General features: G+C 56.8%; 24 protein-coding genes. 9 read left to right on the forward strand and 15 right to left on the reverse strand.

Annotation, left to right across the window (positions count from 1 at the left end):
• From IEN85_RS22980 to IEN85_RS23010, 7 genes are read left to right on the forward strand one after another with little or no spacing between them, the layout of a single operon-like run.
• Complete coding sequence (locus IEN85_RS22980; protein WP_191619467.1) at positions 1 to 291, forward strand: EsaB/YukD family protein; 291 nt, start codon at positions 1 to 3, stop codon at positions 289 to 291.
• Positions 275 to 1,450 carry a HesA/MoeB/ThiF family protein gene (locus IEN85_RS22985; RefSeq protein ID WP_191619468.1) on the forward strand — a complete coding sequence of 392 codons (1,176 nt, stop codon included), beginning with the start codon at positions 275 to 277 and terminating at the stop codon, positions 1,448 to 1,450. The genes IEN85_RS22980 and IEN85_RS22985 overlap by 17 nt, the downstream gene beginning before the upstream one ends.
• Positions 1,443 to 2,552, forward strand: coding sequence for a M67 family metallopeptidase (locus IEN85_RS22990; RefSeq protein WP_191619469.1), 1,110 nt, complete (start codon positions 1,443 to 1,445; stop codon positions 2,550 to 2,552). Before IEN85_RS22985 ends, IEN85_RS22990 begins: the two co-directional genes overlap by 8 nt.
• Positions 2,545 to 3,942, forward strand: coding sequence for an FHA domain-containing protein (locus tag IEN85_RS22995; RefSeq protein WP_191619470.1), 1,398 nt, complete (start codon positions 2,545 to 2,547; stop codon positions 3,940 to 3,942). The genes IEN85_RS22990 and IEN85_RS22995 overlap by 8 nt, the downstream gene beginning before the upstream one ends.
• A 23-nt stretch (positions 3,943 to 3,965) precedes the next feature.
• Positions 3,966 to 4,583 (forward strand): zinc ribbon domain-containing protein, encoded by a 618-nt coding sequence (locus tag IEN85_RS23000; RefSeq protein WP_191619471.1) that lies wholly within the window; start codon positions 3,966 to 3,968, stop codon positions 4,581 to 4,583.
• Between the two features lies 1 nt (position 4,584).
• Complete coding sequence (locus tag IEN85_RS23005; protein WP_191619472.1) at positions 4,585 to 5,046, forward strand: ubiquitin-conjugating enzyme E2; 462 nt, start codon at positions 4,585 to 4,587, stop codon at positions 5,044 to 5,046.
• Positions 5,039 to 5,431, forward strand: a complete 393-nt coding sequence (locus tag IEN85_RS23010; protein ID WP_191619473.1) for a DUF2752 domain-containing protein — start codon at positions 5,039 to 5,041, stop codon at positions 5,429 to 5,431. The genes IEN85_RS23005 and IEN85_RS23010 overlap by 8 nt, the downstream gene beginning before the upstream one ends.
• Before the next feature lie 901 nt (positions 5,432 to 6,332).
• Here IEN85_RS23010 and IEN85_RS23015 read toward each other — a convergent pair.
• The 3 genes from IEN85_RS23015 to IEN85_RS23025 all read right to left on the reverse strand — a co-directional run bounded on the left by IEN85_RS23015 (position 6,333) and on the right by IEN85_RS23025 (position 8,157).
• Positions 6,333 to 7,259, reverse strand: coding sequence for a transglutaminase-like domain-containing protein (locus tag IEN85_RS23015; protein ID WP_191619474.1), 927 nt, complete (start codon positions 7,257 to 7,259; stop codon positions 6,333 to 6,335).
• Between the two features lie 198 nt (positions 7,260 to 7,457).
• Positions 7,458 to 7,691 (reverse strand): helix-turn-helix domain-containing protein, encoded by a 234-nt coding sequence (locus IEN85_RS23020; protein ID WP_191619475.1) that lies wholly within the window; start codon positions 7,689 to 7,691, stop codon positions 7,458 to 7,460.
• A 1-nt stretch (position 7,692) separates the two neighbouring features.
• Complete coding sequence (locus IEN85_RS23025) at positions 7,693 to 8,157, reverse strand: hypothetical protein (protein ID WP_191619476.1); 465 nt, start codon at positions 8,155 to 8,157, stop codon at positions 7,693 to 7,695.
• A gap of 192 nt (positions 8,158 to 8,349) precedes the next feature.
• On the opposite strand from IEN85_RS23025, the gene IEN85_RS23030 reads away from it, so the two are divergent.
• Entirely contained in the window at positions 8,350 to 8,622 is a 273-nt protein-coding gene (locus IEN85_RS23030) for a ribosomal protein L7/L12 (RefSeq protein ID WP_224772889.1), read from the forward strand.
• Here IEN85_RS23030 and IEN85_RS23035 read toward each other — a convergent pair whose 3' ends face one another.
• Entirely contained in the window at positions 8,623 to 9,165 is a 543-nt protein-coding gene (locus tag IEN85_RS23035) for a rhomboid family intramembrane serine protease (protein ID WP_191619477.1), read from the reverse strand.
• A gap of 220 nt (positions 9,166 to 9,385) precedes the next feature.
• Here IEN85_RS23035 and IEN85_RS23040 point away from each other — a divergent pair, with 220 nt between their 5' ends.
• Positions 9,386 to 10,315, forward strand: a complete 930-nt coding sequence (locus tag IEN85_RS23040; protein ID WP_191619478.1) for a formate/nitrite transporter family protein — start codon at positions 9,386 to 9,388, stop codon at positions 10,313 to 10,315.
• Between the two features lie 182 nt (positions 10,316 to 10,497).
• Here IEN85_RS23040 and IEN85_RS23045 read toward each other — a convergent pair whose 3' ends face one another.
• From IEN85_RS23045 to prmC, 11 genes are all read right to left on the reverse strand, one after another.
• The gene (locus IEN85_RS23045; RefSeq protein ID WP_191619479.1) at positions 10,498 to 10,923 is read right to left on the reverse strand and encodes an RrF2 family transcriptional regulator; all 426 of its coding nucleotides are present in this window, start codon (positions 10,921 to 10,923) and stop codon (positions 10,498 to 10,500) included.
• A gap of 646 nt (positions 10,924 to 11,569) precedes the next feature.
• Complete coding sequence (locus IEN85_RS23050; RefSeq protein ID WP_191619480.1) at positions 11,570 to 13,939, reverse strand: heavy metal translocating P-type ATPase metal-binding domain-containing protein; 2,370 nt, start codon at positions 13,937 to 13,939, stop codon at positions 11,570 to 11,572.
• On the reverse strand, positions 13,930 to 14,634 hold the full coding sequence (locus IEN85_RS23055; protein WP_191619481.1) for a sulfite exporter TauE/SafE family protein: 705 nt from the start codon (positions 14,632 to 14,634) through the stop codon (positions 13,930 to 13,932). Before IEN85_RS23055 ends, IEN85_RS23050 begins: the two co-directional genes overlap by 10 nt.
• Entirely contained in the window at positions 14,631 to 14,789 is a 159-nt protein-coding gene (locus IEN85_RS23060; protein ID WP_191619482.1) for a hypothetical protein, read from the reverse strand. Before IEN85_RS23060 ends, IEN85_RS23055 begins: the two co-directional genes overlap by 4 nt.
• Before the next feature lies 1 nt (position 14,790).
• Positions 14,791 to 16,200 (reverse strand): cytochrome c oxidase accessory protein CcoG, encoded by a 1,410-nt coding sequence (gene ccoG, locus IEN85_RS23065; RefSeq protein WP_191619483.1) that lies wholly within the window; start codon positions 16,198 to 16,200, stop codon positions 14,791 to 14,793.
• 50 nt (positions 16,201 to 16,250) lie between these two features.
• Complete coding sequence (locus tag IEN85_RS23070) at positions 16,251 to 16,778, reverse strand: cbb3-type cytochrome c oxidase N-terminal domain-containing protein (protein ID WP_191619484.1); 528 nt, start codon at positions 16,776 to 16,778, stop codon at positions 16,251 to 16,253.
• Between the two features lie 39 nt (positions 16,779 to 16,817).
• The gene (locus IEN85_RS23075; RefSeq protein ID WP_191619485.1) at positions 16,818 to 16,973 is read right to left on the reverse strand and encodes a hypothetical protein; all 156 of its coding nucleotides are present in this window, start codon (positions 16,971 to 16,973) and stop codon (positions 16,818 to 16,820) included.
• A gap of 15 nt (positions 16,974 to 16,988) precedes the next feature.
• A complete protein-coding gene (gene ccoN, locus IEN85_RS23080) occupies positions 16,989 to 19,301 on the reverse strand; it encodes a cytochrome-c oxidase, cbb3-type subunit I (protein ID WP_191619486.1) in 2,313 nt (770 codons plus the stop codon).
• A 60-nt stretch (positions 19,302 to 19,361) separates the two neighbouring features.
• A complete protein-coding gene (locus IEN85_RS23085) occupies positions 19,362 to 19,526 on the reverse strand; it encodes a hypothetical protein (RefSeq protein WP_191619487.1) in 165 nt (54 codons plus the stop codon).
• Positions 19,527 to 20,165: 639 nt separating this feature from the next.
• On the reverse strand, positions 20,166 to 20,921 hold the full coding sequence (locus tag IEN85_RS23090; RefSeq protein WP_191619488.1) for a hypothetical protein: 756 nt from the start codon (positions 20,919 to 20,921) through the stop codon (positions 20,166 to 20,168).
• 208 nt (positions 20,922 to 21,129) lie between these two features.
• Positions 21,130 to 21,990 carry a peptide chain release factor N(5)-glutamine methyltransferase gene (gene prmC / locus IEN85_RS23095; RefSeq protein ID WP_191619489.1) on the reverse strand — a complete coding sequence of 287 codons (861 nt, stop codon included), beginning with the start codon at positions 21,988 to 21,990 and terminating at the stop codon, positions 21,130 to 21,132.
• Between the last annotated feature and the right edge of the window lie 25 nt (positions 21,991 to 22,015).

The following is a 22,015-nucleotide window of genomic DNA, read 5'->3' on the forward strand; positions in this document are numbered from 1 at the left end:
ATGCTCTCATTATCCATTACCGATGTATCCGGCAGTAGAAGAAATACGGTAGAAGCGCCCGAAGATGTGCCGGTGAGTCGCATCATCGCCGTTCTCGTGCAGAAGCTCAGCCTTCCCATCAACAGTCCAGACGGCCAAATCATGAGCTACAAGCTCCACCATCGGTCCTCAGGACGCCAGCTGCTTGACGACCAGACATTGTCCGATGCAGGCGTGCTGGACAGCGACGAGCTGCGACTTCAGCCCGAGATCACTGCGGGAGCCCGCCTACCGCATGCAGTCCAACGATAGCCAAGGGGAATCGATATCCCTGAAGGAAAGCCGCTTCTCCCGGTTCGAATCAATCGATTGGTGGAAGCAGGAGACGCTCGATTCAGCCAAGGTGCTGGTCGTCGGCGCGGGAGCCCTCGGCAACGAGGTGATCAAGAACTTGGCTCTCCTGGGAGTCGGTCACCTTGCCATCGTCGATATGGACCGCATCGAGGAAAGCAACCTCTCGCGATCGAGCTTGTTTCGCAGCGAACACGAAGGCGAGTTCAAGGCCGAACGCGCCGCTAAAAGCGCGAAAGACCTTTATCCCAAAATCAAGGTCGAATCCTACGTCGGCAAAATCCAGTCGGACATTGGCTACGGTTTGTTTCGCTGGGCCGACATCGTGGTCGGAGCCCTGGACAACCGCGAAGCTCGGATTTTCGTGAACCGGGCCTGCACCTATGTGGGCCGCCCTTGGATCGATGGAGGAATCGACGTTCTGAACGGAGTCGCCCGCGGATTCCAGGCGCCCCAAACCGCCTGCTACGAGTGCACGATGAGCAAGGTCGATTGGGACCTCATCCAAAATCGCCAATCATGCTCGCTCCACGCTCGGCGGGCCCTCGCCAACCGAGGCGTTCCCACCACTCCCACTACCTCCTCGGTCATCGGAGCCATTCAAGCCCAGGAGGTGCTCAAGTACCTGCACGGCTTGGAATCGATCATCGGCAAAGGCTTCCTCTTCGAAGGGCTGGCTCACAATTCCTACAAAATCGAATACAGCATCAATCCGGCTTGCGACCTGCACTACGAACAAGCGGAGATCCACAACGATCACGACCTGAGCAACCGCTCCACAATGCGGCAGATCTTCCAATGGGGCGAGAAGCGGCTGGGCAAAGTCGAGGCCCTCGATATTTACCGGGAGATCGTGTCGCGCACAAGCTGCCCTCAGTGCGGGCAAATGACAGAGTGCTTTGTGAACGCCGAAACAATTCCAGTCTCGGATACCTTTTGCTCCCGATGCGAGGTGGAAAAGATACCGGAGTACCTGCACTCCCTAGGACCCGACTCCCCTTACTTGGACAAAACAGTCAGCTCCTTCGGCTTGCCGGAAAACGAAATTCTGTGGCTTCGAAATTCCGAGAAATGCATCGGAATCGACCTCACCGAAATACCCTTCCAGTCCCATGTTTAAACCTAAGAAAAACAGGAGGGGCGACGGGAAGACGCGCTCTGCCGATCAGCAAGCCTCCTCCCTTGAGCTTCAAGACTCGGAGGACAGCTTCCAGAATCTGAAAGAGAGGAAATTCCCCGGGCCGGTCGATGCCCGGGCCGCCCTGCGGGTCTCCATGAAAAAGGAGGCCTTCAGCAGCATCGTATCGCACGCTCAGAGCTCTCTCGAACGGGAGATCTGCGGCGTGCTGGTGGGCGACGCGTTTCGCGACGAGGCTGGCCCTTTCCTCGTGGTCGATGCTGTGATAGCTGGAAAAGCCCAAGAGGGAGCGACTCACGTTACCTTCACCCAAGAGACTTGGAACGACATCTACCAGCAACTCGACGAGAAGTACCCCAAGAAGTCGATCGTCGGCTGGTACCACTCTCACCCTGGGTTCGGAGTGACCTTCTCCGAGATGGATTTATTCATCCAGAAAAACTTCTTCTCTTCGGCAACGCAAATAGCTCTGGTTACCGACCCTCTCAAGAACCAGACAGCAGTCATATACAATTCGGCAAGCGGTATCCAGTATTTGGATCGCTTCTGGATCGAGCGTCACGAGCAAAGCCTGCAGTGTCCCATCCAGCCAGCAGCCCCCGAATCGCCAGCGACTTCACTGCCTTCCGGCAGCTCTCTTTCCAACCAAGCGATTGAAGACCGGCTCGGGCAAACGCTGCAGGCGATCGACGACCTCAACAACCGAGTATCGAGCTACCTTTATCTTTTCATCTTTATCATCGGCCTCGGCTTCATCGGATTGGTCGGCTTCTGGGGCTATACCCAAATCTTCGAACGGCGCTCCCCGCCCGAGTTGATGCAATACTACCCTGTGCCCGTCGATATCGAGGGCGAACCGGTAATGCTTGGAGTCGGCGTCTACAAGTGGCCCCTACCCGACAAGCTTGTTTCCCAATTCGCCGAGGAAGAGAGAAAGCTCTACGAGGCTCAATTGGAGCGCATGCAAGCCCTCGAACTAGAGATTTTGGAGCGAGCCCGCAAACACGGGCTGAAAGTGGAGGACCTTCTGAACGACGAAGCCCCTGCCTCCGACACTTCAACCAAGGAAGCCAACGATGAATAGCACAGAACCCTCCTTCAAAAAAGACGCCACGATTCGCATCACGCGCAGCGACGCGATGAGCCCGGAAGTGGATACTTTCATCAACCGACAAAAGAGCCTCAAGGGAGAGTCTGGCATCAAGAAAGGCAAGCGAGCTTGGTTCTACCAAAACTGGTTTGTCTACATGGTCGTCGGCACCCTAGCCGCGGCAGCCGCCTGGTTGTTGATCGACCCCGTGTATTCAGATTACATCTACATCCAAGGCGAAATCGAGGAGGTAAATTTCACGGACCGGAACTCCCCGGAAATCTCTTGGGGCGGCGAGGAGTCGGTCAACATCACTTTCGCCAACAACGGTTGGATTCGCATCCGCGGTGAGCAAATCTGGTTGTGGCACAAGCTTGAGGGAGTCGGCAGCTCCACCGCCGAAATCCCTCTTTCGGAGCTGGTCCCTGGCCGCGAGATCGGCGTCCACCTGGAATACTACGCCAACTACGAAAAGCAGCTTCCCATCGCGATGTACGTCGACCTTTCTCCGCCCGCTCTCGATGCGGAGAGCGCCTCGATGGATATCGCCGAGCTCAGCATCCGCAACGAAACCGTCGGCAGCCTTATCTTCGCGATCGTCGGCGGACTCGTCGGTCTTGCGATTGGAGCCGCTGACGGCATTCTCTGCCGCCTTCCTCGCAGAGCGTTGTTGGCAGGTGGCATCGGCTTAGTCGCTGGCTTCATCGGCGGTTTCCTTTCCAGCATCATCGCAAACATAGCCTATGACCCCATCACCAGCCTCGCGATGTCAAACACCGCGGATACCGGGACTGGTTTGTCCACTGTTGGATTCGTCATTCAAATGGCGGGGCGCGCCTTTTCCTGGGCCTTGGCCGGGATGGCGATGGGCCTCGGCCAAGGCCTCGCATTGCGCTCAAGCCGACTCGTTCTCTACGGATTGCTTGGAGGCATCCTCGGTGGGCTGCTGGGCGGACTCTTGTTCGATCCTGTCGACTTGATCCTGCTCAGCTCCGAAAACGAAACGGCCCGCATCAGCCGCTTGGTGAGCTTCTGCTTGGTGGGCGCTTCCATCGGCGCCATGATCGGTATCGTGGAGCTGCTGGCCCGCGACTCTTGGCTCCGTATGCAAAAGGGCCCCCTCGCCGGCAAGGAGTTCATCATGTTCAAGGACATCATGAAGATCGGCTCCTCCCCCAGCTCCGACATCTACCTCTTCAACGACGAAACGGTGGCTCCCCATCATGCCACGATCCGAGCGGTGGGCGAATATTCGGAAATAGAGAGCCAAAGCAGCTCCAAAAGCGTGAAGGTAAACAACAGGACCATCCAAAGGTCCCGCCTCCGGCAGGGCGATTCCATCGAAATCGGAAACACCGTTTTCGTTTTCGAAAGCAAGCAATAACTCGAAAACTCCTCAGCGACTCGATGGAAGAAACGACCCCAAGCACTGAACCCGACGGAACCGAAAAAAGGGAAGTCGCCACTTGTCCCTTCTGCCAAACTGGCGTTTTCGAAACAGACGAGTCCGAGAGCTGCGGCGAGTGCCGGACGCTTTACCACGCGGATTGCTGGAAAGAAAACGATGGCTGCGCCATCTACGGCTGCACGAACTCCGCGGAGACCATAAAATGGAGCGACAACCAAATTCCCGTCTCCTACTGGGGCAAGGAAACCAAAGCCTGCCCCAGCTGCTCTCAAGAAATCGTGTCCTCGGCGCTTCGCTGCAAGCACTGCGGCACCGTGTTCAAGTCGGCAAAGCCAACGGACTCGGACGAGTTCGGCTCGGACCGAAGCTACGAGAAAAGGAAGAAGGAACTCAAACGGAAGGCGACTTTCGTATTCGTCGCAAATGCGATTCCTATTCTCAGCGTCCTCGGATTGCTGGTAGGTGGAATTTGGACCCTGAAAAATCGAGCGCTCATCAGAAAGCTTCCCAGCATTAACCGGACGCTCTGCTACCTAGGACTCACAGTCGGGGTCGCCCAAATCTTTCTCATCGCCGCCCTCGCCTTCCTCTACACTCTCACGAATTCAGGAAACTGACATGCACCCTCGAATCAGAAGACTCGCCGCCGACTACGAAAAAACCCAGCAGGCATTCGCAGCCCACGAATCGATCAAGCTCATCGAAACCGAAGGCACCCCACCCGAACGGTACGTATTCGAGATTTCGATACCGGGTCTTTCACCAGAGGGAGAAAGAGGGCAAACGCCTTCGACCTTGCACAAAGCCGAAATTTTCCTGCCTCAAGAATATCCCCGCCGCGCCCCCTTCTGCCGCATGCTCACGCCTGTTTTCCATCCAAATATCGACCCCACCAAAATCTGCATCGGCGACCATTGGTCTGCCGGCCAAACCCTCCCTTTTCTGGTCACCCAAATTGCGGAAATGATCTGTTTCCAAAGCTACAACACCAAGAGTCCCTTGAACGCTATCGCGGCTGCTTGGACGGAAACGCACGTCGACGAGCTTCCACTCTACGCGAAAGAAATCACCGTTGACTGACGCGAGCAAGAGACCTCTTGGCAAAAAAAGACTGGGACTGGGCATCGCCTGGCTACTCCCCTTCCCCCTCGCTTGGGCCTACTACTACCGCTACGAGGACTGGCACACGACCACCTGCGTCTACAAGACTTTCACCGGTTACGACTGCGCTTTTTGCGGCCTCACTCGAGCCTTCGCCAACGCGACGCATGGTCACTTCCAAACAGCCTTCGAGCTGAACGTCACTTGGCCATTCTACTTCATTCTGTTCCTCCTAGTCGGTTTCGCCTACCTCTCGGCAGCCTTCGGAAAAAGCGACGCGCTGTTGAGCTTCTTTCAATCCCTTTGGAAGAATCACTATTGGAAAATCCTAGCCGCCATCGTTCTGACTACATTCCTCCTCTGAGATCAGGGCTGATGAAGTGAGGCGAGCCAGAGCACTATACAAACGTCAACAAAGGCTTCGCTCACCAGCCTGCTTCGAGACGAGTACGGAGTTCCGCAATGATGGCGTCCGCCACCTTCGCGATATCGATAACATCTACAGCCAACACCCCTATCGTTCAAAAGTCGATTAGCCTCCGCTCCCGACAAGATTCCAGAGCGGTCAGGGCATCGTCCAGACAGACTCTTACCCGTTTCAATCGAGTTACGATCATCCCACAGCTATCAATGTCTGGCAGCCACCCCTGGGAGTCGAGAGCTCCCGCAAGTTTGGCGGCTGCTTTGGCGACCGATACCACCAGGTAGGCAGCCGTGCGCTCTTCAGCCGCTCCTTCCGGCAAACTTTCCTTTTCACATCTGGCTTCGAACAGTTGCAGGCTAAGCTCACGAGCACGAATTGCCAAAGGATGCTTGGTGAGGAGTCCAAGGCTGAGGCGCTGCCAATGACTGCAGCCTTTTTACACGAAGTAACACAGCAAAGCTAAACCATCACCAAACGTGCCAAATCACACTGGTCCCGACCTCGTCCTTACTGGCTGGATACGTAGATAGTTCCCCATCCTCGAGCTTCCCGCCGAAGCGCCTCCTACCCCAGTGGCCACGTGGGTGATGTGGCGCCGCGTGCTAGGCGCTTCCCACTCCCACACCGATACTCAAGAAGGCGGCTTGCTCGGCCGCGCCATCGGTCAGCGCATGCTCGAAAATCGAACGACCTAACAAGCAATGGCGGAGGTGCGATGCGAACTCGAGCAAAACGGACTGCTTGGAGAATCCGATGCCGCCAGAGCTGCAAAGCAGGGATCGCTTAGATCAGAATGTCCCCTATCGAACTCAATACTCGAAACCACATTCGCGACTCACCCTCAACAATCCGTGTCGCGTACCACATGGTATTGATTGTCCAAGCGTAGGCTGAGGTCGATCGGGTCACCGACACCCACCTTGTCCCGAGGAACCTGATACGCCCAGACATGAAAGAAAGTCAAAGCCGCACCGCCAAAAATAGTGGAAAACGCGCCATCCACCGCATCTTGTCCACAGGAAAGCTTAACACGCCCGATGCGCGGCACGTTAAAGCGCGCATCGATCGTATGCCAGTTCCAGCCAAGGTAGACTTCCGCATAGGCATGAAAATCCATATGCCCGTCCGGTTCCGGATAGCCGATGTCCGGTAAGTGTCCGGTGACGTAGCGCGTGGGGACATTAAAAGCCCGATTCAACGCCACCACCAAGTGAGCGAAATCGCGGCATACCCCGAATCCGCGCTGCAACACGTCCCAGGCGGAAAGGTCCGCCTGCCCTGACATGTAGCGGTACTCGATATTTTCGTGAACCCAATTGCTGATCGCCTGCACGCGCGGCCAACCGTGCTCGATGTAGCCGAAGTTTTGCCAGGCGAAGTCGATGAGCTTATCCGAGTCGCAATAGCGGCTGGGCAAGGTATATCGAAGCAGTTCGGAGGGAATGTCTGCCGGGGCCAAAGGCGTCCGGTCCAGCAGGTCGTAATTGTCCGGATGCGAGCTTACTCGCACGATGGCATCATGTCTAAACGCATTGCTGCCTGGCTGCAAACGTACACGGTGAACGAGGTTGCCGTGGCTGTCCACAAAGGCATTGTCGATCAGCTCGTTACCTAGGGAAAGGGCTTGGAAGACAACTTCATTGCGGGAGCTCGCAGCGGGTTGCAGATTCAGCAACAAGCTCGCTGAACCGGTTACTTCGTAAGCAAGGCTGCAACCGACTCTGATCGTGAGGTCTAAGGGAAAAGTGTCCGGGTCTCTCTGCGTCATAGGATGGTGGCGATTCGCGCCAGCGGGCCAGCCGTAAGTGAACCAACCTCTAACAAGCCATAATCTCCACCCCGCTACGTTGGCAACGCATTTCGAGATTCAACAGCGGTCCCGCCTAGCCAAGCCCTTGCCTCGGACCGGTCACGGAAGACGCAGAGAAGACATCATATTCAACAATTGGATACAATAAACATTTGCTCAGCGATCGTCTGCAGAGGGAGGTACGTACTGGAAAACCTCGCCAAGTTCCTTGCCAAACACTTCCGCGATCTTAAACGCCAGCTCCAAGGTCGGAGAATAGCGTGCCGCCTCGATGGCGAGTATGGTCTGGCGCGTCACCCCTACCTTTTCCGCGAGGGCTTGCTGCGTCATCTCATCCGCGTCGAAACGCAGCCGGCGGATGCTGTTAGTGATCGGCAGTTGCTTCGCCATGCTAGACCAGTCCCTTCCGGTAGTAGACGATTTGCGTGACGCTCTGCACTAGGCCGCTCAAGGAGGCCACGATGAAAAGCGCATGCACCATAAGATTGGTTGTGCCGATGCGAGGCGCCTCCCCAAGTTCCGTCATTCGCTCGTTGAAAAGCGCCATGAAAATCACCACCATCACGGCCATGGACATCACCCAGTAGGCGTTGCGAAAGCCCCGCAGGTCGATCATCCTGTCCATCTCGTCCTTGGCATCGTTCGCGTCCTTGCTGAGAAATCGATTGAGTATCGCCAGTACGATTCCGACGACGATCGAGACCACGATCACCTTGATGATGAAGGGTAGAAAATACGAAAGCTCCGCAGCCATTCCTCCCTCGATCGTAGCCAAGGTTAGCAGATAGTAACCGATGGCCCAAAGGGCCACCAGCAGCTCGATCCAGTTGTTTCGCTCTTGATAGGACGTGTTCATGGTCATCTTGGTTAGGTTAATTAAAGCACTCTCCGTGTTAAGTATGTTTAACATGAACATACAGAAACCTATCATTGTCAAATATTCTTTACTTCATGTTTGGATTTCGTGACACCGCAAATCGATCCTCCGATTTGCCAAGACTCCTCGCAGCCCTAAGCTCGCGAGATTCACTCCTAAAAACCGATACTTATGGCTAACGAACTCGACGAAGAACAAATGAAGCGCCTCGCGGACGCCTTGAAGAGCGGACAAAAGATCGAAGCCATCAAGAGCTACCGCGAGGCCACTGGCCTCGGCCTGAAAGAGGCGAAAGATGCGGTTGAGGCGCTGCACGCAGACCTGCATGCAAAATATCCCGACGAGTATCCTGAGCCTTCCAAGTCCGTGGGCTGCGGCTCCAGCGCCGCCTTGATCGCGCTCGCAGCCGGCGCCCTGTACTGGATCTCTCAGCTTCCAGTCTAGCTAGCGGCTAGACTTGCTGCGTACCGCCAGCACGACTCCAGCGAGAAAACCAAAGAGATGCCCTTCCCAAGATACTTGGGCATCAGTCGGAAGAATCCCCCAGATCATGCTTCCAAACAGCAGCATTACGCCGGTCGAGATCACGATGGAGCTAATGCGGCCGTCGTAGATCCCTCGCGTCATGATGTATCCAAAATATCCGAACACCAGACCGCTGGCCCCGATATGGGTCGCGTCACGTCCGAGCAGCCACACCCCGAGGCCAGCATACAAGGTGATCATGATACTGAGACCTACGAACTGCCAACTTGAGCTTCGCAGGGAGATAATGGCCCCAAATACCACAAGCGTGACGGAGTTGTTCATCAGGTGCGTGCGATCGGCATGCACGAAAGGCCAAGTCAATACGCCGTAGAGCCTTTCCCATTGGCGGGGCTGCACCCCGAAGCCGCTCAAATCCAGACTGAAAACGACCCCAACCAAGTACGCTCCCCAGATAATTCCCACCAGAGCCAGCAAACCACCAAGCTTGCCCCTAGCCATCCAAGCGCCTTCCAGTCTTTAAAATCTCGATACCGAACATGAAGGGCCGGACATTAGAAGCGCTCGCCGAGCCGTCAACCTCCCCCGAACTATCCTCAAAAAAAGTCCCTTCGGCACTCGCGTTTCGACAAGGAACCGCACATGTCCCATACACACGCAACACACTCGGACCCGTGATCGTTCCGCAAGCGGGTGCCTAGCTCCTAAACGTTCCACACCCATGTCTGATCCAGAAATAGAAGAAGAGCCGCCACTGCCCAAAGACGAAAAGCAGAACGATCCTCCAACCCGGCGGGCAAAAGCCAAGATGCAGGAGGACGAGAAGTACGTGCCGGTCATCATCAAGCGCACCGACGAGTCTCGCCGCCATCCGGATGACACCTTGGAGCAAACCATTCACGAGGGACTCGAGCAACTGAATCGCCAATCCCTCTCGCTCTTCATTTCAGCCATCGCCGCGGGCTTGATTCTCGGTTTCTCCGCCATGGCGGTAGGGGTCGTGCAGACCTATTTCGGCTCGGCGGACTCGACGCTCGTCGAACGCTTCGTAACCGCCCTCGTCTATCCCCTCGGCTTCGTCGTTTGCGTGATGAGCGGCTCCGAGCTCTTCACGGAGCACACGGCCACCGCAGTCTATCCGGTGCTGGACCGGCGCTCCACCGTCCGCCGCCTCTTCCGCCTTTGGTCCCTGGTGCTCAGCGGCAACCTGCTGGGAGCCTTTATCAGCGCCCTCTTGCTCCACTACGCCGATCCCGTCGTCGGCGCGGCAGTCGGGTACATCGAAGTAGGCCACCACCTCACCCACTTCGAAACGCTTCCGCTTTTCATCAGCAGCGTCCTGGCTGGATGGCTGATGGCTCAAGGAGCTTGGCTCGTCATGTCAACCCCTGCCAACTTGAGCCAAATGGCCTGCATCTACCTCGTCACCTTCGTGATCGGCCTCGGCGGCCTACACCACGCCATCGCTGGCAGCGTCGAAATCTTTATCGCCCGATTGACCAGCCCCGAATTCACGCTCGGCTCGATGCTGCACTTCATGGGCTTCGCCATCGCCGGCAACACCGTAGGCGGAGCCGGATTCGTCGCCCTCCTCAACTACGCTCACGTGCGTCGGACCCGCACTCTGGGAGACCGAGACGATTTCCACTGAGGACAAGCCAAGGGCGCCAATTGCCTGAACGGAAACCTAGAGGGCCGACTTCCAAGTCGACCCAATCCACGAAAAAAGACTCCTTGGACGGCAGTGGCATGCAGCGTGCCCTAAGCCGTCTCGGCGTGGGGCCACAAGCTCGACCTGATTCCGGAGGTTTTTCCTCTGGTGCAGAGAAGCGCTCAGCTCTCGCAAAACCCCTTTTCAGGCTTGACCGGGTGCTTGGTGAAAACTTCCAAGTTCGTGTTGGACAACCACGCCATCATCTCGTCGCGCTTGTCCTCCAACTCGTAGTGGAAAGGGCAAGGATCGCCGTTGCCGCACCAGCCCGGGCCAAAGGGGCACATCAAGGACTCCTCGACTTTTTCGAAGAGCTTTACGATCTCGAGCAGCGTGATGTCGCTGGGTGGACGCGAAAGGTAAAAGCCTCCGCCCGGTCCCGGCGTGCCGTTGACCAAGCCGGCCGTCGACATCTGGGACATCAGCTTGCCCACCAAAGGACGAGAGAGGTTGCGAGCCGTCGCAATCCTCTGGGAATTCGCCTTGAACCCCTCCGTTTCGTAGTTCGCGGCCAGATAGCTCAGGCTGGCGATCGCGTAATTGGCCATTTTTCCGTAACCGAACATAAGTAGATCTAATTTCCCAAGTTATGGATAGCAGATACGACCCAATAAAGACTTTTTTGTAACTATATCTCGCTTTCTATAGATACTACGAACTGAATTTCAGGAATTACCTATCCCCTGAAGCAAAAAGACCTGCAGACGATGACCGAGGCCCCGCCTGCAGGTGCGATTGAACAACGCTTTTACACCAAGAAACTGTTTGAGGAAATTTACCTTTGAATCTCTGTCAGCTAAGGAAGCCCCCTTAAAGAGGCTTCCCCGCTTGTGCCTAATCCAACTTGGCTCGTATATTGCCTGACAGAAATTCAAAGGCGAAACCGCCTTTCAGTTTCACTCGCTCCTGCTAGAAAACCTCGCCCGTTTGGAGTAACTCTTTGTGTGCCTTTTTGCTCCGTTGAGCATGAGTTTTGTTGAGCTTAGTTGTCTAGCGGAGCGCTTGAAACTGGAGATAAACCTAGGACCGATTTTCCAGTACGCAAGCTTATTTGATGATAAACTTGTATTTTTTTATCTTATTCTGAATTCATCCCTGCGAGGGTTGCCTTTGGGACCCTCTGGAGCGGGCCTTCAGGGCGAATGCGGGACGCATTCTCCGCTTTGCAGCGACGCCGCAGCCGCGGGCCAGCAACTACTTGGCGGCGCGGCTGCCCAATACCGCCCACACGATCGCCAGGCTCACCACAGAGCTGGCTGGCATCAATACGGCGGCAATCAAAGGGGTCACCCAACCGACGAGAGACAGCCCTACCGCGAAGAGATTGTAGGCGAGAGCGAAGGCCATAAGCCACTGCACCGCACGACGACGCTGCTTGCCAATCGCCAACAAACGGCGAATCCCGCCAATCCCGTTTCCGAGGTAGTGAAAGTCGGCCTTTTCCGCCACGATGCCTTGCTCGTTGGCCGGAGCCCCGCAGCAGAGGGCCGACCGGAAGGCCAAGGTGTCGTTGGCCCCATCCCCTACCATCAGAGTGCGTTCGGGCTCGCGCGCTTCGATCCAGCGAGCCTTTTCCTCGGGCAACAGGTTTCCGAAAACCGCTCCTGCCTCCAGCCCCAAAGCCTGACCGACGCCTTGCGCCTTCTCCTCCCGGTCCCCGCTCAGAATAACGACCTCAAATCCCGCCTCCCTAAGTCCGGCGACCTCTCGACTGGAGTCCGGCAGAGGCAGGTCCTCGAACCTGAGGTCCACCAGAACGCGACCATTTCGGGAGAACAAGGTACCCGATCCTTCCGTTCCAGCCCATCCTAGCTTGCCGAGCCGCCAAACGCTCTCCCTTCCCTGCAGAGCAACTCCTTTCCCTACGATTTCCTGCAAGCCGTCCGCGCCTTGGGGACGGTATCGCCCCTTCGCCATCAGGCATTCGCGAATTGTGCTGGAAACTGGGTGACGCGACTTGGAGCAAAGCGCGCTCAGGGCTGACAATTCCTCCGTGCTTAAACGCTCGAGACATTCGGGATTAACCAATGCCAGCGACGAACGCGTCAAGGTACCGGTCTTGTCGAAAACGATGCGGCGGATCCGCGTCAAGCGATTCCATAGGGAGTGAGTCGTCACGAAAACGCCTTGCTGCTTCAGCCGGGCCAAAGCGATCTCGTCCCCGAACGGCCAGGCGATGCCCAAGGCGCAAGGACAGGACACCACCAGCACTGATATAAAAACCTTCAATCCCGCCGAGAGCCCGTCTACCGCCAACCAGCTCGCGCCCCCCATGACCGCGATCGCGAAGGCCACCACCAGATAGCGAAAAATCCACTTCTGGGCCACCAGATCCCGTTCCTGGGCACGCGTCCCACGAGAGCTCAGCTTGCTGAGCAGCGAATCGCCCCAATCCTCCTGCGCCTCCAGCCGCACCGAAAACTGGTTCTCCAGCTCCGCGCCCGAGGGAGCCTCTCCCCCTATCTCCACGATACGCGACTCCGATTCGCCGCTGATCCAATCCATCCCCAAACTCGCCCGCTCGCTGAGCAAGGCGGAACGAACCGGCACTCGTTGCCCCGAGGCTAACCAATACACTTCGCCCTCCTTGATCTGGTCGGCTCGCGTCTTGATCCGACCGCCGGTGCTGCTCTCAATCTCCACCTCAGGCGCGCTCAATTGAATGTCGGCCAAGCGATTCCGGTTTCGCTCGATAGCCACCACCTGCAGCCAACGCCCCACCAGCATCAGAAAGACGAAAGTGGATACAAAGTCGAAGTACACCAAATGGTCGTCACCTTTCCAAATGCCGTACCAGCTCACCAAATACGCAAACACGATTCCGATGGAGATCGGCAAGTCCAAGTGGGCAATCCCCTGCGCCGCTGCCTTGGCCGCCTTGGCAATGAAATAGCTGCCGCAAAAGACGAGGCTCAGGCTCGCGAAAAAAGCCGACAACCAATTGAAATGGCTGGCCACCAAAAAGTCGGCCTCCATTCCCAAGTATCCAGGTAGCGTATACAGCATTCCATTGAGAGCGAAGGCGCCCGAAAGGCCCAGCTTCCAAACCACCTTGCGCGACTCCGACTCGCTGGTTTCTCGAGCCGGACAAACCCGGTAGCCAAACTGCTTGATTCGCCCCGCAAAACCCAAGACGTCAAACACGCCGCTTTCCCACTCCAGATCGAGCGTGCCATACTGGACATTGACGCGACAGGACACGCCTCCTTTCGCCTCGGCAAAAACGCGATCGATCAACCAAACGCAACCCACGCAAGAAATCCCTTCCAAAGCCAAGCTCAGCTGGGCAAGCTTCCCCTTGGACTCCGCTACCTCGACCAAGGCTGCCAACCATGGGTAGTCATTGTTTTCGAAGACGCTGGATCCCACCGGACGCGACACCTCTCCGCGCAGCTCGTAAAAGCGCTCCAAGGACTCGTCATGAATAATTCGATACACGTACTCGCAGCCCGAGCAGCAGAATTTCTCCTCGGCCTGCACAGGCTGGAAGCGGGTGCCGCAATGCTCGCACGCGACTTCCTGGCACACCTTTTCGCGACGCGATTCCTGCCGCCCTACTTGCATATTCCCTCTCCGGAAACGATCGCCTGAGCATCCGTCCCCATGAAAGCACGCATGCACAACAGCCCAACCGCCAGCAAGGCTACGCCACGCCGCAAGTAGGCCAGCTTCTTGGCATCCATCCGCAGCGACAACCATGCCCAGCCGCTCTGAGCAAGTAGCATCAGCGGCAACGTTCCGGCCGCGAAACAAAACATGACCGAAGCCCCCTGGCTTGCCGATCCGCTCATGGTGGTGGCCCATAGCATCAAGTACAAGGGGCCACAGGGAATCAGCGGCGTCAGGGCCCCCAAAGAGAAAGCGCGGGCCTTTCCGGAGAGCCGATACGCCCGCTGCACGATTCCACGGCCGATGCCCGACTTTGCCTGCCATTTGGTAAACAAGCCATCCAAGTTCAATGCCAACGCCACGAAAAAGGCGGCAAACGCCCACGGTGCAAAACGAGCGGGATTGTCCCCCACCCAAGAAACCACACCACTCCCCAAGGCGCCCACGACCGCTCCCAGGAACGTGTAAGACAGCAAACGGCCCAAGTGATACACGCCGTGGGCCGGCAACGCGGAGCGGCCCTTCTTCTGACCAATCAAGGCGCAGCTCAACGGCCCGCACATCCCTACGCAGTGCAAGCTCACCAGAGCGCCGGCGACGAAAGCCGCGAGCGGACTGAGCAAGGCGTAGAGATTTCCGTCGTCGATCATTTCGATTGCTCCAGAGGAATCGGCTCCATCGCGTTCTCGGACGCGACCTTGATGAGGAAGTACCAAGCCACGATCACCACCACGAATGCGAGCGTGACCCAAATCCCTAGTGTACGCCAACCGCCTCTGTTCCTCTTTTTCGATCCTTCAGACATTCTATTTCAGCAAGCTTAAGCTCGGGCCTATGAACTCGAGCGGACGTTTCATGAGCGTTTCCCCTTCGTCATCCAAAACCCGAACGGTCATAGAGAACGGCCCCTTGAAATCAGCCTTGTCGACCAGCACCACCACGGGGCGTACCAAGTCGCCATTGCTCTCGATCTCGAAACTCTGATCAACGCCGCGCACCTGCACGCCCGCCTGCTCGGAATCGAGGGCCAGTCGGTAGTTGCCCACCTCGTTTCGGGTGTTCGTCACACGAACCATGAACTGGTTTCGCACCACATCCGCGTCCACGTAATACGACGAACCTGGAGCCCGCCAAGCGGTGATCGTGGCGTCGCCCAAGCCTTGCAGGGAGAAGAGCAAGACGGAGGCACCGATCAGGAGCAACACCGTGTAGAGAATCATGCGAGGACGCAGGTACTTCGTCTTGCGGCCCTCCAGGCCTTCCATCGAATCGTAGCGAATCAAACCGCGCGGACGCTTGAGCTTGTCCATCACCGTATCGCAAGCGTCGATACAAGCGGAACAGCCGATGCATTCCATCTGCAGGCCTTGCCGGATATCGATTCCGGTTGGGCATACTTGCACGCAGCGGTTGCAGTCGATGCAGTCCCCTACATCCGCCGCCTTAGCTTTGCCCCGCGGTTCGCCCCGCTTCTCGTCGTAGCCGATCACCATGGAATGCTCGTCAATCAGGGCCGACTGCAAGCGTCCGTAAGGACAGATAACGATGCAAAGCTGCTCGCGAAACCATGCGAAATTGAAATACAAGACAGCTGCGTATGCAAAAACGAATACAAAGACTTTCCAGTTCTCGGCAGGCGCTTCGTGCATCATGTTCCAAAGTCCTGGAACCGATACGAAATAGGCCATGAACATGTGAGCCAAGGCGAGGGACAAAAAAACGAAAAGAGCATGCTTGAGCCCACGCTTCCAAATCCTTTCGAAGCCCCACCCGGCCGCGTCGAGCTTGCGGCGCTTAACCGCATCTCCCTCTATCCAACGCTCAACTCGTCGGTAGACATGCTCCAGAAACACCGTCTGCGGGCAAGCCCAGCCACACCAAATGCGGCCAAGCAAAGCGGTCACGTAAAAGAGACCAAAGCCCAATCCCGATATGAGGAAGAACGCCAGCCACAAGTCCTGCGACCCGAAGGTCATGCCCAGGAAGTGAAAGCGCATGGCATCCGTATCCAAAAACAAAGCCGGATAACCGCCGATCTCGATCCACGGCAAGGCCGCGTAAACGAGCACCAAGGCATAGGCCACCAAGCGACGCGACAGGGTAAACCGCCCCTTCGCGTCCGCGGGATGGATGATATAACGCGAGCCGTCGTCGTTCACCGCAGTTAGCGAGTCGCGATTCGGAACGTGTTTCTTGGTGTTGCTGGACGTTGCCATGGTTTTACGGGGAACTGGAGCGAGCCGACGCTCGCCCCACGATATCGAAACTACTTAGCTTGCTTGCTCACCAAGAAAGCCACGACTTGGTTGACCTTCTCGTCTCCCAGAACCGGTCCCCAAGGCGGCATGCCCGCAGTGGCGACGCCTTCCGCGACCACCTTCTTGATGGCCAGCGGATTGGCTCCATGCTTCCACTCAGCGTCATTGAGCGCCAAGCCGATGCCCCCTTCCAAGTTCTGGCCATGACAAGCGGCGCAGTTCTGCGTATAGATCGTCTGCCCCGCTGAAACGATGGCCGGATCTTTGGCCATGACCGCAAAGGTATCGTCGTCGAGCACCCCCGCTTCCGCCTTGGCCTTAGCCACGTTTTCGCTGATCTGCTCGAAAGCCGCTTCGAGCTCCTGCTCCTGGTCGAGACCGATGCCCGCTTTTTGGTAGTAAACCCAGTAGGCAATGGAAAAGACGATCGTGGCGTAGAGGGTGAAAAGCCACCAGTTCGGCAGGCTCTTATCGAACTCCTGGATTCCGTCAAAGGTATGTTCGCGGATTTTTTCTTCGTTCGGATTTTGACTCATTTCTAGAATCTTTCTTGTAGGTGTTATTTCAATACAACATTAGTCATCGAGCGGCATGCGGCTCGCCTTGCTGCTTTCGTTCTTTCCCATCTTGAGCGCTTTCCAGACGATGATGCCGAAAGCGAGGAAGAAGAGAACGAAGCCGATCTTGGGGAAGAGCGTGTGCCACTCCGTGTATTCAACTCTTTGAAACATAGCGCGGGTTCCCTTCTATTTGGTGGCGACTTGCTCCTGCACGTCGATAGACTTGCCGAGCTGTTGCAAGTAAGCGATCAGAGCGACTATTTCCGTGTCCGCGTCCACTTCCTTGCCGAGCGACTCGAGATTCTCCTGAATCGCCTTGGCTTGAGCCTTGGCCGCGGAATCGATTTCGGCCGGCGACCAATCAGGAAACGGAACGCCGAGCATTTTCTGGGCGTTGATCTTGGAGGGAAGAGAACCGTAGTCGGTGAACTTCTCGAAGAGCCAAGGGTAATTTGGCATGTTAGAGCCGGGCGACGTTTGACGCGGATCGAGCATGTGATCGTAGTGCCAGGCGTCCGAGTACTTGCTGCCGAGACGCGCGAGGTCAGGCCCGGTGCGACGGGAGCCCCATTGGTAAGGGTGGTCGTAGATCGACTCACCGAGACGGCTGTATTCCTTGTTGATCGGATCGTAGCGCGTGACCTCCGCCACGAAGGGACGAATCATCTGCGAGTGGCAGTTGTAGCAACCTTCGCTGATGTAGATGTCGCGTCCAGCCAGCTCCAGCGGGGTGTAGACCTTCTGCATCTTGTCCTCCGCTACGCTGGCCTTATCGATGTTTACCAGCGGCACGATTTGCACGACACCTCCGACTGCAGCCGAGATGAGCACCAACACCGTGAAGGGCATGGAGTTCTCCAACAGCTTATCGTACCATTGAGCAAAGCTGTCGCCGCTGCGGGTAAAGTGCACCAGGCAGCTCATCACCGTAACGATCGTCGCGCCCATGCCGAAGAGCTCCACGAAACCGTCTGCGAAAAGCCAGATGCAAGAGAAGACGACCAGACCAGCCGAATAGAGGAAAGCGGGGTGAGTCACCGCCCCGATGAGGCCCATCTTCTTGGCTTCGTCCTCCACGGCGGACACTTCGCAGACTCCGTTTACCGCTTCGCCGGACTTCACAGTCTTCCAAATGTTGTAAGCCATAAGGATGAATCCGGCGAGGTAGAGGCCGCCACCCACTACGCGGGTGAGCATCAGCGGACGAATGGATTGCAGCGTTTCCAAGAAATTTGGATACGCGAGCACGCCTTGCTCGTCGGCGTTGTTCAGCATCAAGCCTTGAGTGATGCCCGACACCCACATGGAGGCCACGTAGAGCAAGATGCCCACCAGCCCGAGCCAGAAGTGCATGTTGGCCATGGATACGGAATAGAGCTTCGTCTTCCAGAGACGCGGAGCGAGGAAGTAGAACATACCCGCCGCCATGAAACCGTTCCAACCTAGGGTACCGGCGTGCACGTGCCCAATGATCCAGTCCGTGTAGTGAGCCAAGGCGTTGACCGAACGAATGGACAGCAACGGTCCCTCGAAAGTCGCCATCCCGTAAAAGGTCACTCCGGCGGCAAAAAACTTGAGGACCGGATCCGTGCGCAGCTTGTCCCACGCCCCACGCAAGGTGAGCAATCCGTTGAGCATCCCTCCCCACGAAGGAGCCCACAGCATCAAGCTGAAGATCATGCCGAGCTGCTGCAGCCAGCCGGGAAGCGCCGTGTAGAGCAAGTGGTGAGGCCCTGCCCAGATGTAGATGAACACCAGCGACCAGAAGTGGACCACCGACAGGCGATAGGAATAGACCGGCCGATCCGCCGCCTTCGGCATGTAGTAGTACATGATGCCGAGGATCGGAGTGGTGAGGAAGAAGGCCACCGCGTTATGGCCGTACCACCACTGAACCAACGCGTCCTGTACGCCACCAAAAATCGGATACGAATGCAGCAAGCCCGTTGGGATCGACAAGTGGTTGACGATGTAGAGCATCGCCACCGTCATGATGGTCGCGATGTAGAACCAGATCGCCACGTAGAGCGACTTCTCGTTCCGCTTGGCCAACGTCAGGAAGAAGTTGATCGCGAACACCACCCAGATGAGAGCCACCGCGATGTTGATCGGCCAAATGAGTTCCGCGTACTCCTTGCCCCGGGTGTAGCCCAAGGGAAGCGTGACCGCGGCCGAGACGATGATCAGCTGCCACCCCCAGAAGTGCACCTTCGAGAGCAAGTCGGAGCCAAGGCGAGCCTTCACCAGTCGCTGCGTCGAATGGTAGACGCCCGCAAACATCATGTTGCCCACGAACGCGAAAATCACCGCGTTGGTGTGCAAGGGACGCAAGCGGCCGAAGGTCAGCCACGACGTATCGAAGTTCAGGAAGTGGAAGTTTAACTGGGCCGCTACGATGACGCCTACCAGCATGCCAACGATGCCCCAAAATATGGAGGCGATCATGAACATGCGTACAGTCTGGTCGTCGTATTCGATTACTCGTTTCTGATCGGACATAAGGTCAGTGGGTTATTGGAGGAGGTGTTCGCTTGATGAAAATTCGTTCGCCCTACCCGCTCAGCGGTGTTCGCGGTGGCTGACCGTCCGCTCGTCTTCCAAGGGCATCAAACTGTCGCGCTCCGGACTGCTCCAGCTCGCCGAGCGTCGCGTGAAGGCAAAGAAAGTGAGAGCGAGAGAGACCAGGATGAGGCCGACGAATACGGTTAGGAAAAGGACGTTCATGGCGCGGGCAGAAGCTAGGCTAATTCGATCGGTAAGTTTTTATACTATTAAATACCTTTATTTCTTTTATTACTAAGAAAATCGGCGAATCAAGCCTTAAGAGCAGGCAATTGAAGATAAGAAGGTCGTTAATTACCTTTTCTTATTCTTTTTATCAGTTCCCCTACCCGTCTTCTTCGGAAAAAGGTCGTTCGACCTAGAGCAAACCGAACAAGAGCAGATGTTTGCCCTAGGTCGCGCTTCGGTCTCGTAATCGGAGGGACGACTGAACGTGTCGGCGCCGCGTCGTCCGAGCCGCAGGAACCTCCGTCCCCACCTAATGGTGGGTCAGCCGCTTGCTCCGCAGGTGACATGCCCCCCAAAAAAAAGATTTGCCACCCTTTTGCGGGGACAGTGATTCTGCAGTGGGAAGTGCCCTTGTGGCACGATCGTTCCTGCCCAATCGCAGCACAAGGCCGCTTCCCACAGTCGTACCGAATGCATAGCCAGCAATCTCCACTGTCTTTTGGGATGAACCAAAAAAACGCCCGCAGAGCGGCCGTTCCACCTTAATCGTTAGCCGACGAGTTCAGGTATCAGCGCCAGAAACCGCGAGCCACCCATTCACACTATAAAAAGGCAGCGCCTGCCGGTTCCCCCTCAGCGATCCATGGCGAGGGAGAGCAGATAGCCGTTGTCACCCATCTTCTGCAGCAGGCAGTCGACGATGCCGCTGTCTTGATGGAAACAGAAAACCAGGCTCTCGTTGCGATAGCTGAGCGTCTTGCTCGTTTCCCGCAAGCGAATGGCGCCTTGCAGGTAGTCCCAATGGGAAAGCGGGAAAAAATCGTCCACTCGCTTCGAAGCCGGAAAATGCTTGTCGCAGAATTCCCGAGCCTTGCTGGACGAGGATTCTACCCGCCCTTCCTTGTCGAGAAAGAAGGAAACCACCTCCGAATTGCCTCGTGCCGACATCAAGTCGACCACCCGATCCCGCACCGTTCGACTGAATACGCCCTTGGCGCACATCAAAATCGCTTCGTACTGACTGCGAGGCGGCCAATCAATTCCTTCTGCCGTTACCTCAGCGGCTCGAAAGAGGTGCACGTCGAGGCTCACTCGCAGTCCCACCGAAAGCGAAAGGAGCACCTCACTTGAGGAGATTTCGCGCACCTCTACGCGATCCATACTGTCGATCACCTCCGCGTTCACGTAGTCAGGCCGCAGCTGGATGACCACATCTTCCAGGCCGTAGGCATGCACGAGATAAGCCTTCAACTCGCCCCAATCGGCAAATGCCTTAAGCGAAGTGGCCACCGGACGTTCCCCGCGCCCCTCCAGGCGATGAGCCCGGGCCTCCCTGGCCGCGCTTCGCAGCGAGTCCGTCTGTTTATCGTTTCGAGTCTGAAAATTCATGTCAGGTGCGCCCCTCCCCAGAGCCTCCTGTCCCAGTCAACACCGCTCGCTCAAGGAGCTCACCTGGCAACTGGGTCACAGGATGTAAAAAGTTGGAACCCCATCCTTCAGAAATCCCCGCAGCCCTGTCGAGCATCTTCTCTCTGTTTACCTAGGTAAATTTATGAATTAGTTCAAAAGACAAGACCCCCTTCAGCTGGATCCCGAACTACTTCACAGCCTTCACGAATCGAGGGCGACCGCTCCAGTCGTCCACGCCTTCGACCGAGGCATAGCCCAAGGACTGGCAAAGGTCCGCCAGCGGCTGCCGATGCTTGACCCCGGTCTCCAGCCACAAGACGCCACCCGCCCTCAAGCGTTCGAAGCTTCCCTGCACGATCTTCTCCAGATCCGACAAGCCCTTCTTTTCCGCAAAAAGCGCGGAATGCGGCTCGTAGTCCTTAACCTCGGGCTCCGCCGACCCCATTTCCTCTTCGGTGAGGTAGGGCGGATTGGAAACGATCAGGTCGAATTCGCCTTCGACATCGAAATCGGAAAACCAATCCGACAAAATGAAGGTTACCCGGTTCTGCAAGCCGCAGCCTAGGGCGTTTTCTTGGGCGAGCTCCAAAGCCTCGCGACTCGCGTCCACAGCGAAAAGTTCCGCTCGCGGCAATGCGAAAGCCAAAGCTAAAGCAATCGCCCCGCTCCCCGTGCCCAAATCTACGATACGGTAGGCGACGTCGTTTTCCCCAAAAGAGCCGAGGGCCAGCTCGACTAGCTGCTCCGTTTCCGGACGCGGAATCAAAGCGCGGCGATCGACCTTGAGATCGAGTTCGTGGAAGGGCGTGCTCCCAAGAATGTACTGCAAGGGCTCGCGTTTCGCTCGACGCGCCACCTTGGAACGCATGTCAGCCAGCTCGGACTCCTTGAGCGGACGGTCGAACTGCAAGTAAAGCTTCATGCGATCCATGCCCAAGGCGGAAGCGATCAGCCACTCCGCGTTGAGGCGAGCGCTTTCCACTCCCTTGCTCTCGAGGAAGGCAGCGCTGCGCTGGACCACATCCAGCACTGTCAACATTTCAGGCATAAGGATCGATAAATGCGGGGCGGCG

It is taken from the genome of Pelagicoccus enzymogenes (assembly GCF_014803405.1).
GTDB lineage: Bacteria > Verrucomicrobiota > Verrucomicrobiia > Opitutales > Opitutaceae > Pelagicoccus > Pelagicoccus enzymogenes.

Coding starts and splice junctions, on each gene's coding strand:
- IEN85_RS23035 (WP_191619477.1), bottom strand. CDS start 9,165: ATGGCTAGGGGCAAGCTTGGTGGTTTGCTGGCTCTGGTGGGAATTATC.
- IEN85_RS23050 (WP_191619480.1), bottom strand. CDS start 13,939: ATGCAAGTAGGGCGGCAGGAATCGCGTCGCGAAAAGGTGTGCCAGGAA.
- IEN85_RS23070 (WP_191619484.1), bottom strand. CDS start 16,778: ATGAGTCAAAATCCGAACGAAGAAAAAATCCGCGAACATACCTTTGAC.
- ccoN (WP_191619486.1), bottom strand. CDS start 19,301: ATGTCCGATCAGAAACGAGTAATCGAATACGACGACCAGACTGTACGC.
- IEN85_RS22995 (WP_191619470.1), top strand. CDS start 2,545: ATGAATAGCACAGAACCCTCCTTCAAAAAAGACGCCACGATTCGCATC.
- IEN85_RS23030 (WP_224772889.1), top strand. CDS start 8,350: ATGGCTAACGAACTCGACGAAGAACAAATGAAGCGCCTCGCGGACGCC.
- IEN85_RS23045 (WP_191619479.1), bottom strand. CDS start 10,923: ATGGCCAATTACGCGATCGCCAGCCTGAGCTATCTGGCCGCGAACTAC.
- IEN85_RS22985 (WP_191619468.1), top strand. CDS start 275: ATGCAGTCCAACGATAGCCAAGGGGAATCGATATCCCTGAAGGAAAGC.
- IEN85_RS23060 (WP_191619482.1), bottom strand. CDS start 14,789: ATGTCTGAAGGATCGAAAAAGAGGAACAGAGGCGGTTGGCGTACACTA.
- IEN85_RS22980 (WP_191619467.1), top strand. CDS start 1: ATGCTCTCATTATCCATTACCGATGTATCCGGCAGTAGAAGAAATACG.
- IEN85_RS23055 (WP_191619481.1), bottom strand. CDS start 14,634: ATGATCGACGACGGAAATCTCTACGCCTTGCTCAGTCCGCTCGCGGCT.
- IEN85_RS23090 (WP_191619488.1), bottom strand. CDS start 20,921: ATGAATTTTCAGACTCGAAACGATAAACAGACGGACTCGCTGCGAAGC.
- IEN85_RS23015 (WP_191619474.1), bottom strand. CDS start 7,259: ATGACGCAGAGAGACCCGGACACTTTTCCCTTAGACCTCACGATCAGA.
- IEN85_RS23085 (WP_191619487.1), bottom strand. CDS start 19,526: ATGAACGTCCTTTTCCTAACCGTATTCGTCGGCCTCATCCTGGTCTCT.
- IEN85_RS23075 (WP_191619485.1), bottom strand. CDS start 16,973: ATGTTTCAAAGAGTTGAATACACGGAGTGGCACACGCTCTTCCCCAAG.
- IEN85_RS23025 (WP_191619476.1), bottom strand. CDS start 8,157: ATGAACACGTCCTATCAAGAGCGAAACAACTGGATCGAGCTGCTGGTG.
- IEN85_RS23040 (WP_191619478.1), top strand. CDS start 9,386: ATGTCTGATCCAGAAATAGAAGAAGAGCCGCCACTGCCCAAAGACGAA.
- IEN85_RS23005 (WP_191619472.1), top strand. CDS start 4,585: ATGCACCCTCGAATCAGAAGACTCGCCGCCGACTACGAAAAAACCCAG.
- IEN85_RS23000 (WP_191619471.1), top strand. CDS start 3,966: ATGGAAGAAACGACCCCAAGCACTGAACCCGACGGAACCGAAAAAAGG.
- IEN85_RS22990 (WP_191619469.1), top strand. CDS start 1,443: ATGTTTAAACCTAAGAAAAACAGGAGGGGCGACGGGAAGACGCGCTCT.
- prmC (WP_191619489.1), bottom strand. CDS start 21,990: ATGCCTGAAATGTTGACAGTGCTGGATGTGGTCCAGCGCAGCGCTGCC.
- IEN85_RS23020 (WP_191619475.1), bottom strand. CDS start 7,691: ATGGCGAAGCAACTGCCGATCACTAACAGCATCCGCCGGCTGCGTTTC.
- ccoG (WP_191619483.1), bottom strand. CDS start 16,200: ATGGCAACGTCCAGCAACACCAAGAAACACGTTCCGAATCGCGACTCG.